The sequence below is a fragment of the Tenacibaculum salmonis genome (assembly GCF_041053065.1).
GTDB classification, from domain to species: Bacteria; Bacteroidota; Bacteroidia; order Flavobacteriales; family Flavobacteriaceae; genus Polaribacter; species Polaribacter pacificus_A.
The window spans coordinates 1,981,544-1,994,471 of sequence record NZ_JBFCVV010000001.1 but is presented as its reverse complement, the minus strand read 5'-3'; the positions used below and the strand labels follow the sequence as shown (position 1 = coordinate 1,994,471).

Below are 12,928 nucleotides of genomic sequence, written 5' to 3'. Positions count from 1 at the left end.
TACGATTAAAAGACCAAACTTATGAAATTATCACAAATAAAAAATCATTTAGCTTCATTAAAAACAATTGCTTTTCAATTACCAAATGGAGAATTAGTTCCTAATCATTTTCACGTAACAGAAGTTGGAAAAATCACCAAAAACTTTATTGATTGTGGAGGAACAGTTAGAAATGAAGAAGTTGTAAACTTTCAATTATGGGAAGCTGATGATTATGACCACAGATTACATCCTGAAAAATTAACCAATATTATTGAACTTTCTGAAAAGCTATTAAATATTGGTGATTTAGATATTGAAGTAGAATATCAAGGAAATACTATTGGTAAATATGGATTGGATTTTGATGGAACTAATTTCTTACTAACAAACACACTAACTGATTGTTTAGCTAAAGATAATTGTGGAATTCCTGAAAAACCAAAAGTAAAAATAGCAGAAGCGACAAGTTGCGCGCCTAATTCGGGATGTTGTTAAGCTATATTTAATATTAAAAAACAAGGCTGTATTTATAAATACAACCTTGTTTTTTTATGTAATTTAAGTAAATTATTATTTAAACTTCATTCCTAAATGCACTACTTTTTTGGTTTCATAGAAATCTTCTTCAAAAAAGTCAGGTAAATCATAAATAGTTGCCGAAGTATATTTCTCTAATTCTTCAGATAAATCACCACCTTTTAAATATAAAATTCCGTTTTTTAAATCGTGATTTTGTTTTTTAGCGATTTTTCCTTTTGTCCAACCAACAAAAGTTTCCATTTGCGCCACTGCTCTACTTACAATAAAATCGTAAGTATCTTTAACTTCTTCTACACGTCCGTTGGTAGTTTTTACGTTTTGTAAACCTAAACCTTCAACAACTTCGTTCACTACTTTTATTTTTTTTCCGATAGAATCAACTAAATGAAACTGAGTTTCAGGAAACAAAATAGCTAATGGAATTCCAGGGAAACCACCTCCTGTACCAACATCCATAACCTTAGAACCTGGTTTAAATTGCATAACTTTAGCTATACCTAATGAATGTAAAACATGACGCAAGTATAATTCATCAATATCTTTACGAGAAACAACGTTAATTTTTAAGTTCCAATCTTCATACAAAGCTTGTAATTTAGAAAACTGTTCTAACTGTGTTTCCGTTAAATCGGTAAAATATTTTTTTATAAGTTCCATTGATATTGTGATTGAATATATTTTTCGTTGCAAAAATAAAAAACTAATTGTTAATACTCATTTATCTAACAAAAGATATCTTTCTTGTTAAAAAGTGAATAGTAAGCAACAATATAGTGTAAAAACGTTTATTTTTGCTATATATAATTCACAACAAAATGAAGACAGTAAACTTCTCTAGAACAAATAACGTCAAGTTCTTTCGAACTCTAAATAAAAAGGTAAATACCTATTTTAAAGAAAATAATATTAAACGTACAGGTAATTGGAAGTTATATACTAAAGCAATCATAATGTTTGCAACTTTCTTAATTCCGTTTGCATTAATATTAACAGTTGCTATGCCACAATGGTTAATGCTTATACTTGTTGTAATTACAGGAATTGGTATGGCTGGTGTTGGTATGAACGTAATGCACGATGCTAACCATGATTCTTTTTCAAGTAAAAATTGGTTAAATAAATTAATGGGAAGCAGTATTTACATTTTAGCAGGAAATGTATATAACTGGAAAGTACAGCACAATGTATTACACCATACTTTTACCAACATTAAAGGACATGATGAAGATATTGATGCAGGTAGAATTATCCGTTTTTCTAAGCATTCTAAATGGTTACCAGTACACCAGTTTCAACGATTTTATTCAATATTTTTATACGGATTGCTAACCATTAACTGGGCTATTACTACCGATTTTAAACAAATGAGCGGTTATTTAAAACGTAAATTATCATATGGTAAATTTCCTAATCCGAAGGTAGAATGGACAAAATTAGTTATTTCTAAAATTGCTTATTATTCTTTATGGGTTGTACTTCCATTACTTGTTTTAGATATTGCTTGGTGGAAAGTTTTATTAGGTTTCTTTATAATGCATTATACAGCTGGTATGATTTTAAGTGTTGTTTTTCAATTAGCACACGTAGTACCAAATACTGAAATGCCTTTACCTGATAAAGATGGGAATTTAGAACACACATGGGCAGTTCATCAATTATATACAACATCTAACTTTGCACCTAAAAATTGGTTAGTTAACTTTTATACTGGTGGATTAAATCATCAAGTAGAACACCATATTTTTCCGCATATTTCGCATGTTCACTATAATAGTATTGCTAAAATAGTAAAAGAAACTACGGAAGAATTTAACTTACCGTACAACGAATACAAAACAATGACAAAGGCTTTTATTGAGCACTTTAAACAACTTAGTACTTTAGGTGAAAAACCTCAAACGGTTTAAAATAGTACATAATTTAATAGCACTAAACAACACACAATTTAATAATACAACACAATGTCAAACGCATTATCAAACAGAATTAACAGTTTACCTGTATCACAAACTTTAGCAATGGCAGCTAAAGCAAGAGAATTAAAAGCAGAAGGTAGAGATATCATTAGTTTAAGTTTAGGAGAACCAGATTTTAATACTCCTGATTTTATTAAAGATTCAGCTATTGAAGCAATTAATCAAGACTATAACTCATACACTCCAGTTGATGGATATGTAGAGTTAAAAGAAGCTATCTGTACAAAATTTAAGCGTGATAACAACGTAACTTATACTCCAAATCAAATTGTAGTATCAACAGGTGCAAAGCAATCTATTGCAAATATTGCACAAGTTTTATTAAACCCAGGTGACGAAGTTTTATTACCTGCTCCTTATTGGGTAAGTTATTCAGCAATTGCTACTTTATGTGAAGCTAAATTTGTTGAAATTCCTTCTTCTATTGATACTGATTTTAAAATTACTCCAGAGCAATTAGAAGCTGCAATTACGCCTAAAACAAAAATGATTTTCTTTAACTCGCCAAATAACCCAAGTGGTACTATTTATACAGAGGCAGAATACAGAGCTTTAGCCAAAGTATTAGAAAATCACCCAAATATTTATATTTTATCTGACGAAATTTACGAACACATTAACTATGGTACAAAACACTTTAGTTTTGCTGCTATTGAAAATATGTTCGACCGTACTATTACCGTAAACGGATTAGCAAAAGCTTTTGCTATGACAGGTTGGAGAATTGGTTTTATTGGTGCGCCACAATGGATTGCTAAAGCTTGTACTAAAATGCAAGGACAAATTACTTCAGGAACAAACTGTATTGCACAACGTGCTGCAATTACTGCTGTTTTAGCTGAACCAACTCAAATTCAATACATGGTTGATGAATTTAAAACTCGTAGAGATTTAGTTTTAGATTTATTAAGTGATGTTGAAGGAATTAAATTAAACATTCCTGAAGGAGCGTTTTATATTTTCCCTGATGTATCTGCTTATTTCGGAAAAACAATTAAAGGAAAAGAAATTAACAACGCAAGTGATTTTTCTATGTTATTATTAGAAGAAGCTAATGTAGCAACCGTAACTGGTGAAGCTTTTGGTGCACCTGCTTGTATTCGTATGTCATACGCTGCTTCTGAATTACAATTACGTGAAGCTGTTAGAAGAATTAAAGAAGTATTAGCTTAATATTTTCTCAAAATTTCTTATTATTAAAAAGGCTCGTAATTTAAAATTACGAGCCTTTTTTTGTTTTTAAAATCTTTTAAGCATACTTTACATGATTCTAATTCAGAATATTTAAAGCCTTATTCAATTGATATTACAAATACTACTTTCTATTATTAATATACTTTTAAATCCTTTTTCTTTTTTACTATTTATAATACTTTCATCTAAAAAAGAAGCGTATTTTTTCACAAAAGAAGAAACAAATGTTACTAAACTTAAAGTAAAACCTTACCTACTTTTTTCTGTTGGATATCTTATAATTATACTTGGTATAACTTATCTATGTAATTTTTTTGTCGATTTTAATTTTTGGGAAATTTTTGTTCCTAAAAACATATTTATTTCTGTAATTACTTGGTTCGTAACAGCGTTTACTTTACGTGCTTATTTAAAAGGAATGGAAGGCAATATTATGGGATTTATCTTTTTTCCGATGCTTGCTTTATCAATACTTATATTATTTATTTTGAGTTTTTCTGATATTTTATCATCACATAAATTTTTAAGTTTTAGTTTTCCTGTATTAGAAATCAATTTTTGGATAAGATTACTATTACATTCTTTTATGCCTTTTTATGTTTTGATATATATAAACTCCAATAATGAAACTGAAAAACAAGATTTTCCAACTTCTGTTTTGAGTATTTTAATACTCCAAATATTATTCTTTGCAGTTAACTGGATATTTGTCTACATTTTTGGAAGTTCGATAAATCTATCTCAATTTTTAGGAGAAGGACAAACTATTATTTATTATTTACCAATCTTAGGAGGTTTTGTATCTTGTGTTTTATTCTATGTATCAAAAATAATTCCCGTTAAAAAAAGGAAAAATAATTACTTAGAAACTATCTCTTTGTATAGCGTATTTATAACTTTTGGACTTATTATTTTAGAAGTAATCAATTATATCAATTTAATGATTCCTTTTTTTGAATAAATAAGTTCCGTTTTCTTAAAACGGAACTTTCATTATTTTTTTACGTTTCTTTTTATTTAATTTCTTTAAATACAATAATTTTTTATCATAATCGATAAAAGCTTTTCCACTATATAAAATATCCGCACCAATAATTCCGTCTACTTTTTTGGCTTTGTGTTGAGTTAAAGCCGTGTTTACATGCACTAAATCAAATAATACTAAATGGCATTGATTGGTTTTCCACTTTCCAATTTGTAACGAATTATTTTCCGATTTTTGAGTTTCCATATCCACTGCTCCTGCTCCTGCGGCTTTCACTTCACTTTCTTCGGATATTAACTTAAAACGATTTATCAAATCTAAACCGACACATGAATTTGATGCACCTGTATCTAAAATAAAAGTTCCTTTTACGCCATTAATTTTAGCTTTCAATTCTAAATGATTCGTCACCATTTTTTTAAGCTTTATCTTAATGTATTTCTTTTTCTTCAATATTTTTTTCAAACTTGCCATTTCTCGTACTTTTGCTTATTGTAAATATACATAAATGATTACTGATACACACACCCATTTATATTCCGAAGAATTTGACCAAGATAGAAACGAAATGATACAACGTGCAAAAGATGCAGGTGTTTCTCGTTTTTTTATCCCAGCAATCGACAGTTCATCAACAGAAAGAATGCTAGACTTAGAAAAAAATCATCCAAACGAGATGTTTTTAATGATGGGTTTACATCCGACTTATGTCAAAGAAAATTATAAAGACGAATTAGCGCACGTAAAAAAATGGCTTGATAAACGTCCTTTTTATGCAATCGGCGAAATTGGAATCGATTTATATTGGGATAAAACATTTTTAACCCAACAACAAGAAGCTTTTAGAACTCAAATTCAATGGGCAAAAGAAAAAAAATTACCGATTGTTATTCATTGTCGTGATGCTTTTGATGAAGTTTTTGAAGTATTAGAAGCTGAAAAAAGCGATGATTTATTTGGGATTTTTCATTGCTTCACAGGAACTTTAGAACAAGCAAAACTAGCTATTTCGTATAATATGAAATTAGGAATTGGCGGAGTTGCTACTTTTAAAAAGGGTAAAATCGATAAATTTTTAAACGAAATCGACATAAAAGACATCGTTTTAGAAACCGATTCTCCATATTTAGCGCCAACGCCTTATCGAGGAAAACGTAACGAAAGTTCGTACATAACCAATGTTGTTGATAAATTAGTTGACATTTACGGATTAACTTTTAATGAAATTTCAGAAATTACAACTCAAAATTCTAAAGATATTTTCAAAATTTAAAATCATGAAAAAATATATATTCATATTTTTTATATTATTAACTATAACTGTAAAATCACAAGAGCATCGAAAATATTGGAAAGATGGAAAATTAACATGGAATGATTTTCAAGCAATAACTGACCAAAACAATGCCTCTTTTTTACATTATAACCTCTTATATAAAACAGATAAAAAAGAAATTAAAAATACTATTTACAATGGAGTTTTTGCCGATGCATATATAAATAAAAAATTATCTTTTGTTAAGCATAATCTTAAAGACAAATATTTATTAGCATATAATCAAGTTTTATTTAATATTCTTGAGATAAATAAACGAAAACTGCAACAATTAATTTTTAATATAAATAACATTAATGAGTTAAACTCTTATCTAGTTGATTCAAATGAATTTTTAAATAAACAAGTTTATAATTTTCAAAAAGAAAGCAATGAAGGGCTTTCTATTGATGTTATTAATAAGTGGGAATTAAAAACAGCAAAAGAATTAGAAGAATCATCTAATTACTTTTTTATAGATTACAAAAAAAGTAACTGGACATATGGTATCTTTTTAGGTATGGATTTAGGAATGTATACAGGAAGTTATAAACAAAAATTTAATAACACATTAGCTCTAGCAATAGGCTTTGAATTTTCATATAAAAATGTCTATTTATTAACAAATATCTCAGTTACTAATAGTAAATTAAATAATGATTTAACCGACACAAATTTATTTTTAGCTAAAGGAGATAAAACAGTAATAAATAATTTTAATGCTTCATTAGGGTATCCTGTTTATCAAACAGAAAAAATAAAACTAACACCATTTGTAGGTTACGGAATTACCTCTTTTGGAGAAGTATCTGAAGAAAAAAACAGACAATCAATAAGTACAGGAACTTCAATTTTTGGATTAAATCTTGATTTTAAAAACAAAAAAAGAGTAAATTTTGGTCCTTCAGTATTTAATATTAGAGAAGAGGGAAATACTTATATAAGAGCTAGAATATATGTAGGTAACTCTAATTTTAATCCAAATTTAAAAGGATATAGTATTAATATTGGAGTTGCTTATGGACTTGAAGGGCGATTATTATCAAAAAAATAATTTGAAGTTACAAACAACATATTACAAAACTCCCATAGGAACTGCCAAAATTGTTGGCGACCAAAACGGAATTCAATCGGTTTCAGTTGTAGATGAACAAATTAATTCTTCAACTGAAATTCCGATTTGTTTACAAAAATGTGTTACACAATTATCCGAATATTTTGCAGGAACACGAACAACTTTCGATTTAAAATTAAATCCGAAAGGAACAGATTTTCAACAAAAAGTTTGGGCAGAATTATTAAATATTCCGTTCGGAAAAAGCACAACTTATTTACAGCAATCCAAACAATTAGGAAACCCAAAAGCAATACGAGCAGTTGCATCAGCAAACGGAAAAAACCCTATTTGGATACTTATTCCATGTCATCGAGTTATTGGTTCTGATGGTTCTTTAACAGGATACGCTGGCGGTATTTGGCGAAAAAAATGGCTTTTAGAACACGAAAGTGATTGTAAACAGCAAAGCTTATTTTAAATCTTTCATCAAAAAGATAAGTATAAAAAAGATTTTTTGAAGCAATTTCCCGCTTTCCGCACTCGCTTTTTTTTGAAGAAAAATCAAAAAAAGAGCTCAAACAATTGCTTCAATCGGGGCTAGAAATACAGCTATTATTTTATCTTTTAAGATTAATTCAAATTTCGTTTTTCAATAAAAAACTTCTTCAATAAAAAACTACATTCTTCTTGTAAAACCCCCGATATAATTTTAGTTTTAGGATGCAACTTCGTTTGTAATACACTATAACCTAATTTAGGTTCGCTAGCTCCGTACACAATTTTACCAATTTGCGCCCAATAACTTGCACCTGCACACATTTGACAAGGTTCAAGCGTTACATATAAAGTACAATCTTTTAAATATTTTCCGCCTAAAAAATCAGCAGCAGCGGTAAAAGCTTGCATTTCTGCATGTGCTGTTACATCATTTAACATTTCGGTTAAATTATGTGCTCGAGCAATTATTTTATCTTTAAAAACAATAATAGCACCCACAGGAACTTCTCCTTTATCAAAAGCCATTTCAGCTTCTTCTAAAGCTTTTTTCATAAAGTAAGTATCATCAAAAGGATTTATTTCCATGGTATTGTAAGCATTTTTAACAAAAGTAGCTCAAATTAGTTATTTTTACCAAAAACTACAATTTTGATTTCTATAAATACTACTCAAAATAAAAAAATCTATTTTGCTTCCGATCAGCATTTAGGTGCACCAACAACTGAAAAAAGTTTTCCTAGAGAACAAAAATTTATCCGTTGGTTAAATGAAGTAAAAGAAGATGCCGAAGCTATTTTTTTATTAGGTGATTTATTTGATTTCTGGTTTGAATATAAAACTGTAATTCCTAAAGGATTTGTACGTGTTTTAGGAAAACTTGCCGAAATTAAAGACAGCGGAATTCCTATTTATTTTTTTGTAGGAAATCATGATTTATGGATGACCGATTATTTTGAAAAAGAATTAAATATTCCTATTTATCATAAACCGCAACTATTTAATCTTGATGGAAAAACTTTTTTAATAGGTCACGGAGATGGATTAGGACCTCATGATAAAGGTTATAAAAGGATGAAAAAAGTGTTTACTTTTCCATTGTTTAAATTTATGTTTCGTTGGTTGCATCCTGATTTAGGGGTTCGTTTAGGACAATATATGTCTGTTAAAAACAAACTTATTTCTGGTGATGATGATGCTAAATTTTTAGGTGAAGACAACGAGTGGTTAGTTCAATATTGTAAACGAAAACTAGAAACAAAACATTACGATTATTTTGTTTTTGGTCATCGTCATCTTCCTTTAGAAATTGAAGTATCCGAAGAAAAAAGTCAAAAAAGCACCTATTTAAATACTGGTGATTGGGTAAAATATTTTACCTACGCTATTTTTGAGAAGCAAAAGTTATCTTTAAAAGAATATAAATAAAAACAAACATCCTTGTTAAAATATTATTAATTGTATAAAAAAATAACAATATTCCCTGTTTTTTTATCTTTAACCATACTTTAACATCAGTTATTTTCTTATTATTGTAGCTTTGTTTCACATAAAACTATAATATATTTCAATTACTATGGATGTAGATGTAAGAGCTATTAATGAAAAGGTCGAAAGAGAAAGTGCCTTTGTTGATGTATTAACAAATGAAATGAATAAAGTCATTGTTGGGCAAAAACATATGATTGAACGATTACTTATAGGACTTCTTGGTAACGGACATATTTTATTAGAAGGAGTACCTGGTTTAGCAAAAACGCTTGCCATTAATACTTTATCTAAAGCTGTACAAGGCAGTTTTAGTCGTATTCAATTTACACCCGATTTATTACCTGCCGATATTGTAGGAACAATGATTTACAACGTAAAACAAAATGAGTTTACCATTAAAAAAGGACCCATTTTTGCCAACTTTGTATTAGCTGATGAAATTAACCGTGCGCCTGCTAAGGTACAATCTGCATTATTAGAAGCAATGCAAGAGCGTCAAATTACTATTGGTGATGAAACTTTTAAGTTACAAGAACCATTTTTAGTAATGGCAACGCAAAACCCCGTAGAACAAGAAGGAACATACACACTTCCTGAAGCTCAGATTGACCGTTTTATGTTAAAAACAGTTATTGATTATCCAAAAATTGAAGACGAACAATTAATTATGCGTCAAAATTTAAATGGAAGTTTTGGAAAAGTAAATCCTGTAATTTCTGTAGAAGATATTTTAAAAGCTCGTAAAGTAGCTAGTGAAGTATACATGGATGAAAAAATTGAAAAATATATTTTAGATATTATTTTTGCAACTCGTTATCCTGAAAGATATAATTTAGAAAAATTAAAACCATTAATTAGTTTTGGAGCTTCGCCTCGTGGAAGTATCAACTTAGCTAAAACAGCTAAATGTTACGCTTTTATTAAACGAAGAGGTTATGTAATTCCTGAAGATGTTCGTGCAATTGTACACGATGTATTACGTCATAGAGTTGGAATTACTTATGAAGCAGAAGCAGAAAATATTACTTCGCTTGATATTATTGATGCTATAATTAATGAAGTACAAGTGCCTTAATAAAAAATATGGACACTAAAGAATTACTAAAAAAAGTTCGTAAAATAGAAATTAAGACACGTAGGTTGTCTAATCATATTTTTGGAGGAGAATACCACTCAACCTTTAAAGGGCGTGGTATGACTTTTTCTGAAGTACGCCAATATCAATATGGTGATGATATTAGAGCTATTGATTGGAATGTTACCGCACGTTATAACGAAGCTCATATTAAAGTTTTTGAAGAAGAACGTGAACTAACTATGATGTTACTTGTTGATGTTTCTGGTTCTGAATATTTTGGTACTTCTGAGCAATTTAAAAAAGATACCGTTACCGAAATTGCTGCAACACTAGCATTTTCTGCTACCAAAAATAACGATAACGTAGGTTTGATTTTATTTTCTGACAAAATGGAACTTTATATTCCTCCTAAAAAAGGAAAAAGTCATGTATTGCGAATTATTCGAGAATTAATCGAATTTAAACCAGAAAGCAAACAAACCAATATTGACGAAGCTTTAAAGTTTTTATCGAGCATCACCAAAAAGAAAGCTATTGTTTTTTTACTTTCGGATTTTATGGATGATGATTATGAACGTACTTTAAAACTTGTTGGTAAAAAACACGATATAACTGGTATCAGAATTTATGATAAACATGATGAAGAAATTCCTAATTTAGGAATGGTTCCAATGCAAGATGCTGAAACAGGAAATATTCATTTAGTAAATACAAGTTCTAAATCTGTTAGAAATCAATACAAAGAAAATGCTTTACGTTTAGCCGATTATTTTGAAACATCTTTTAAGAAAAGTGGCTCAGGTACTATTAATACTCGAGTAGATGAAAGCTATGTAAAAAAATTATTAGGCTATTTTAAACGAAAATAAGCATTGCCTATTTTAAATTGACAGCATAAAAAATGAGAAATACATTACTTTACATATTCTTACTGATATATTGCGTTGGTTTTTCACAATCAGACAAAATACAGGTTGAAATTGATACTACTAATATTCGTATTGGTGAACAATTTCAATATAAAATTTCGGTGAATGAAACGGAAAACGTCATCATTCCTAAATTAGAAAACTTAAAAGGATTAGAAGTTGTTGATTCTTTAAAAATTGAAAAAATCAATAATAAAATAATTCAAAAATATATTTTAACAGGTTTTGATAGTGGAGCTTTTTACATTCCGCAACAACAAATTTTCATTAAAAATCAAGCTTATTTAACCGATAGTTTACTTGTTAACGTAGCTACAATTGCTATTGATACTACAAAAGCTCAAAAATTCCCTATCAAAGGAATCAAAACTGAAGGATATCAATATAATGATTTTGAACAGTATTTTTGGTGGGTAATAGCACTACTTATTTTAATCGGAGCACTACTCTATTATTTTATTATCAGAAAGAAAAAAGAAATTAAAGAAGAAATTATTGTTCCATTATTGCCTCCGTATGAAGAAGCTATTGAAAAATTACAAGCTTTAGATAAAAAATTATTGTGGCAAAATAATCAAACAAAAAAATATTATAGTGAACTAACAAATATTGTTAGAGGTTATATTGAAAGAGAATTAAAATTACCTGCTTTAGAAATTACAACTGATGAATTAATGGATGTTTTAAATGATTTTAACAACATAAAATCGATTGAAACAGATAAAGAAACCATCTATAAATTAAAAAAATTATTACAAGAATCTGATTTGGTAAAGTTTGCAAAATCAAAACCAATGGATTATGAAATTGAACAAGATCGTAAAGATGCTAAAAGCATTATCGATAATTTAAAACCTAAAAAAGAAGCAATAGAAGATGAAGTGGAATAACTTTGAGTTTCATAATCCTGAATTTTTATGGTTGCTAATATTGATACCTTTATTAGCTTTTTGGAATTTTTATTCTAGAAAAAAAGACAGCGCACAATTAACCATTTCAAGTGTAAAAGGATTTGAAATAAATGGTGGGATTTTACCAAAATTAAAACCATTATTATATATTTTCAGATTACTTGCATTAGCTTGTTTAATAGTTGGTTTAGCAAGACCTAGAAATGTAGCAGTTAGTAAAAAAACAAAATCGAATAAAGGAATTGACATTGTCATGGCAATTGATGTATCTGCAAGTATGTTGGCAAAAGATTTAAAACCAAATCGATTAGAAGCGCTGAAAAAAGTAGCTATTGATTTTGTTAATCAAAGACCAAATGACAGAATCGGAATTGTAGTTTATGCAGGTGAAAGTTTTACTAAAACACCTATTACTAGCGATAAAGGAATTGTAAAAAGAACAATTTCAGAAATAAAATGGGGTCAATTAGATGGCGGAACAGCTATTGGAATGGGCCTAGGTTCTGCCGTAAATCGATTAAAAGAAAGTAAGGCTAAAAGTAAAGTGATTATTCTTTTAACCGATGGTGTAAATAATGCTGGTTTTGTAGATCCAAACACCGCAACCGAACTGGCAAAAGGAAACGGAATTAAAGTATATACAATTGGTATTGGTACAAATGGAATGGCTCCTTTTCCTTGGGCAAAAGACCCTAGAACAGGAAAAATTTCTTTTAGAAATCAACAAGTAGAAATAGACGAAAAGCTATTAAAAAATATAGCAAAAGAAACAGATGGTAAATATTTTAGAGCAACCGACAACTCTAAATTAAAAGCCATTTATAGCGAAATAAATAAGCTTGAAAAAACAAAAATAGAAGAATTTAAATATTATAATTATACCGAAAATTACAGAATATTCGTATTTATTGCAGGTATCTTTTTATTATTAGAATTTTTATTAAAAAACACACTATTTAAAAGTTTTATATAAAC

Annotated in this window: 15 protein-coding genes; 12 read left to right on the top strand and 3 right to left on the bottom strand. The window is 28.7% G+C overall.

The window, feature by feature from the left end:
• Positions 1-21 precede the first annotated feature (21 nt).
• Positions 22-477, top strand: coding sequence for a DUF6428 family protein (locus AB0T67_RS08775; RefSeq protein WP_369219995.1), 456 nt, complete (start codon positions 22-24; stop codon positions 475-477).
• 75 nt (positions 478-552) lie between these two features.
• Here AB0T67_RS08775 and rsmG read toward each other — a convergent pair whose 3' ends face one another.
• The gene (gene rsmG, locus AB0T67_RS08770) at positions 553-1,179 is read right to left on the bottom strand and encodes a 16S rRNA (guanine(527)-N(7))-methyltransferase RsmG (RefSeq protein WP_271230868.1); all 627 of its coding nucleotides are present in this window, start codon (positions 1,177-1,179) and stop codon (positions 553-555) included.
• A 158-nt stretch (positions 1,180-1,337) separates the two neighbouring features.
• On the opposite strand from rsmG, the gene AB0T67_RS08765 reads away from it, so the two are divergent.
• The 3 genes from AB0T67_RS08765 (at position 1,338) to AB0T67_RS08755 (ending at position 4,653) form a co-directional block, all read left to right on the top strand.
• Complete coding sequence (locus AB0T67_RS08765) at positions 1,338-2,429, top strand: fatty acid desaturase family protein (RefSeq protein WP_369219994.1); 1,092 nt, start codon at positions 1,338-1,340, stop codon at positions 2,427-2,429.
• A gap of 54 nt (positions 2,430-2,483) precedes the next feature.
• Positions 2,484-3,671: a pyridoxal phosphate-dependent aminotransferase gene (locus AB0T67_RS08760; RefSeq protein ID WP_369219993.1), complete on the top strand. Its 1,188-nt coding sequence runs from the start codon at positions 2,484-2,486 to the stop codon at positions 3,669-3,671.
• 127 nt (positions 3,672-3,798) lie between these two features.
• Positions 3,799-4,653 carry a hypothetical protein gene (locus tag AB0T67_RS08755; protein ID WP_369219992.1) on the top strand — a complete coding sequence of 285 codons (855 nt, stop codon included), beginning with the start codon at positions 3,799-3,801 and terminating at the stop codon, positions 4,651-4,653.
• A 15-nt stretch (positions 4,654-4,668) separates the two neighbouring features.
• Here AB0T67_RS08755 and AB0T67_RS08750 read toward each other — a convergent pair whose 3' ends face one another.
• Complete coding sequence (locus tag AB0T67_RS08750; RefSeq protein ID WP_369219991.1) at positions 4,669-5,151, bottom strand: retropepsin-like aspartic protease; 483 nt, start codon at positions 5,149-5,151, stop codon at positions 4,669-4,671.
• Positions 5,152-5,185: 34 nt separating this feature from the next.
• On the opposite strand from AB0T67_RS08750, the gene AB0T67_RS08745 reads away from it, so the two are divergent.
• The 3 genes from AB0T67_RS08745 to AB0T67_RS08735 are packed head-to-tail and all read left to right on the top strand — an operon-like array spanning position 5,186 to position 7,527.
• Positions 5,186-5,950 carry a TatD family hydrolase gene (locus AB0T67_RS08745; protein ID WP_369219990.1) on the top strand — a complete coding sequence of 255 codons (765 nt, stop codon included), beginning with the start codon at positions 5,186-5,188 and terminating at the stop codon, positions 5,948-5,950.
• Between the two features lie 4 nt (positions 5,951-5,954).
• Positions 5,955-7,046, top strand: a complete 1,092-nt coding sequence (locus AB0T67_RS08740; RefSeq protein ID WP_369219989.1) for a hypothetical protein — start codon at positions 5,955-5,957, stop codon at positions 7,044-7,046.
• Complete coding sequence (locus tag AB0T67_RS08735; RefSeq protein ID WP_369219988.1) at positions 7,012-7,527, top strand: methylated-DNA--[protein]-cysteine S-methyltransferase; 516 nt, start codon at positions 7,012-7,014, stop codon at positions 7,525-7,527. The genes AB0T67_RS08740 and AB0T67_RS08735 overlap by 35 nt, the downstream gene beginning before the upstream one ends.
• 152 nt (positions 7,528-7,679) lie before the next feature.
• Here AB0T67_RS08735 and AB0T67_RS08730 read toward each other — a convergent pair whose 3' ends face one another.
• Positions 7,680-8,132, bottom strand: a complete 453-nt coding sequence (locus AB0T67_RS08730) for a nucleoside deaminase (protein WP_369219987.1) — start codon at positions 8,130-8,132, stop codon at positions 7,680-7,682.
• 63 nt (positions 8,133-8,195) lie between these two features.
• Here AB0T67_RS08730 and AB0T67_RS08725 point away from each other — a divergent pair, with 63 nt between their 5' ends.
• The 5 genes from AB0T67_RS08725 to AB0T67_RS08705 all read left to right on the top strand — a co-directional run bounded on the left by AB0T67_RS08725 (position 8,196) and on the right by AB0T67_RS08705 (position 12,926).
• Positions 8,196-8,972 (top strand): UDP-2,3-diacylglucosamine diphosphatase, encoded by a 777-nt coding sequence (locus tag AB0T67_RS08725; RefSeq protein WP_369219986.1) that lies wholly within the window; start codon positions 8,196-8,198, stop codon positions 8,970-8,972.
• A gap of 148 nt (positions 8,973-9,120) precedes the next feature.
• The gene (locus AB0T67_RS08720) at positions 9,121-10,110 is read left to right on the top strand and encodes an AAA family ATPase (protein WP_369219985.1); all 990 of its coding nucleotides are present in this window, start codon (positions 9,121-9,123) and stop codon (positions 10,108-10,110) included.
• A gap of 8 nt (positions 10,111-10,118) precedes the next feature.
• Positions 10,119-10,982, top strand: coding sequence for a DUF58 domain-containing protein (locus AB0T67_RS08715; protein ID WP_369219984.1), 864 nt, complete (start codon positions 10,119-10,121; stop codon positions 10,980-10,982).
• Positions 10,983-11,014: 32 nt separating this feature from the next.
• Positions 11,015-11,932 carry a BatD family protein gene (locus tag AB0T67_RS08710; protein WP_369219983.1) on the top strand — a complete coding sequence of 306 codons (918 nt, stop codon included), beginning with the start codon at positions 11,015-11,017 and terminating at the stop codon, positions 11,930-11,932.
• Positions 11,919-12,926, top strand: coding sequence for a vWA domain-containing protein (locus AB0T67_RS08705; protein ID WP_369219982.1), 1,008 nt, complete (start codon positions 11,919-11,921; stop codon positions 12,924-12,926). The genes AB0T67_RS08710 and AB0T67_RS08705 overlap by 14 nt, the downstream gene beginning before the upstream one ends.
• Positions 12,927-12,928 lie beyond the last annotated feature (2 nt).

What these genes read in the sequence shown, in the direction of transcription:
- AB0T67_RS08750 (WP_369219991.1), bottom strand. Translation starts at nt 5,151, where the DNA reads ATGGCAAGTTTGAAAAAAATATTGAAGAAAAAGAAATACATTAAGATA.
- AB0T67_RS08730 (WP_369219987.1), bottom strand. Translation starts at nt 8,132, where the DNA reads ATGGAAATAAATCCTTTTGATGATACTTACTTTATGAAAAAAGCTTTA.
- AB0T67_RS08705 (WP_369219982.1), top strand. Translation starts at nt 11,919, where the DNA reads ATGAAGTGGAATAACTTTGAGTTTCATAATCCTGAATTTTTATGGTTG.
- AB0T67_RS08735 (WP_369219988.1), top strand. Translation starts at nt 7,012, where the DNA reads ATGGACTTGAAGGGCGATTATTATCAAAAAAATAATTTGAAGTTACAA.
- rsmG (WP_271230868.1), bottom strand. Translation starts at nt 1,179, where the DNA reads ATGGAACTTATAAAAAAATATTTTACCGATTTAACGGAAACACAGTTA.
- AB0T67_RS08715 (WP_369219984.1), top strand. Translation starts at nt 10,119, where the DNA reads ATGGACACTAAAGAATTACTAAAAAAAGTTCGTAAAATAGAAATTAAG.
- AB0T67_RS08740 (WP_369219989.1), top strand. Translation starts at nt 5,955, where the DNA reads ATGAAAAAATATATATTCATATTTTTTATATTATTAACTATAACTGTA.
- AB0T67_RS08775 (WP_369219995.1), top strand. Translation starts at nt 22, where the DNA reads ATGAAATTATCACAAATAAAAAATCATTTAGCTTCATTAAAAACAATT.
- AB0T67_RS08760 (WP_369219993.1), top strand. Translation starts at nt 2,484, where the DNA reads ATGTCAAACGCATTATCAAACAGAATTAACAGTTTACCTGTATCACAA.
- AB0T67_RS08710 (WP_369219983.1), top strand. Translation starts at nt 11,015, where the DNA reads ATGAGAAATACATTACTTTACATATTCTTACTGATATATTGCGTTGGT.
- AB0T67_RS08720 (WP_369219985.1), top strand. Translation starts at nt 9,121, where the DNA reads ATGGATGTAGATGTAAGAGCTATTAATGAAAAGGTCGAAAGAGAAAGT.
- AB0T67_RS08765 (WP_369219994.1), top strand. Translation starts at nt 1,338, where the DNA reads ATGAAGACAGTAAACTTCTCTAGAACAAATAACGTCAAGTTCTTTCGA.
- AB0T67_RS08745 (WP_369219990.1), top strand. Translation starts at nt 5,186, where the DNA reads ATGATTACTGATACACACACCCATTTATATTCCGAAGAATTTGACCAA.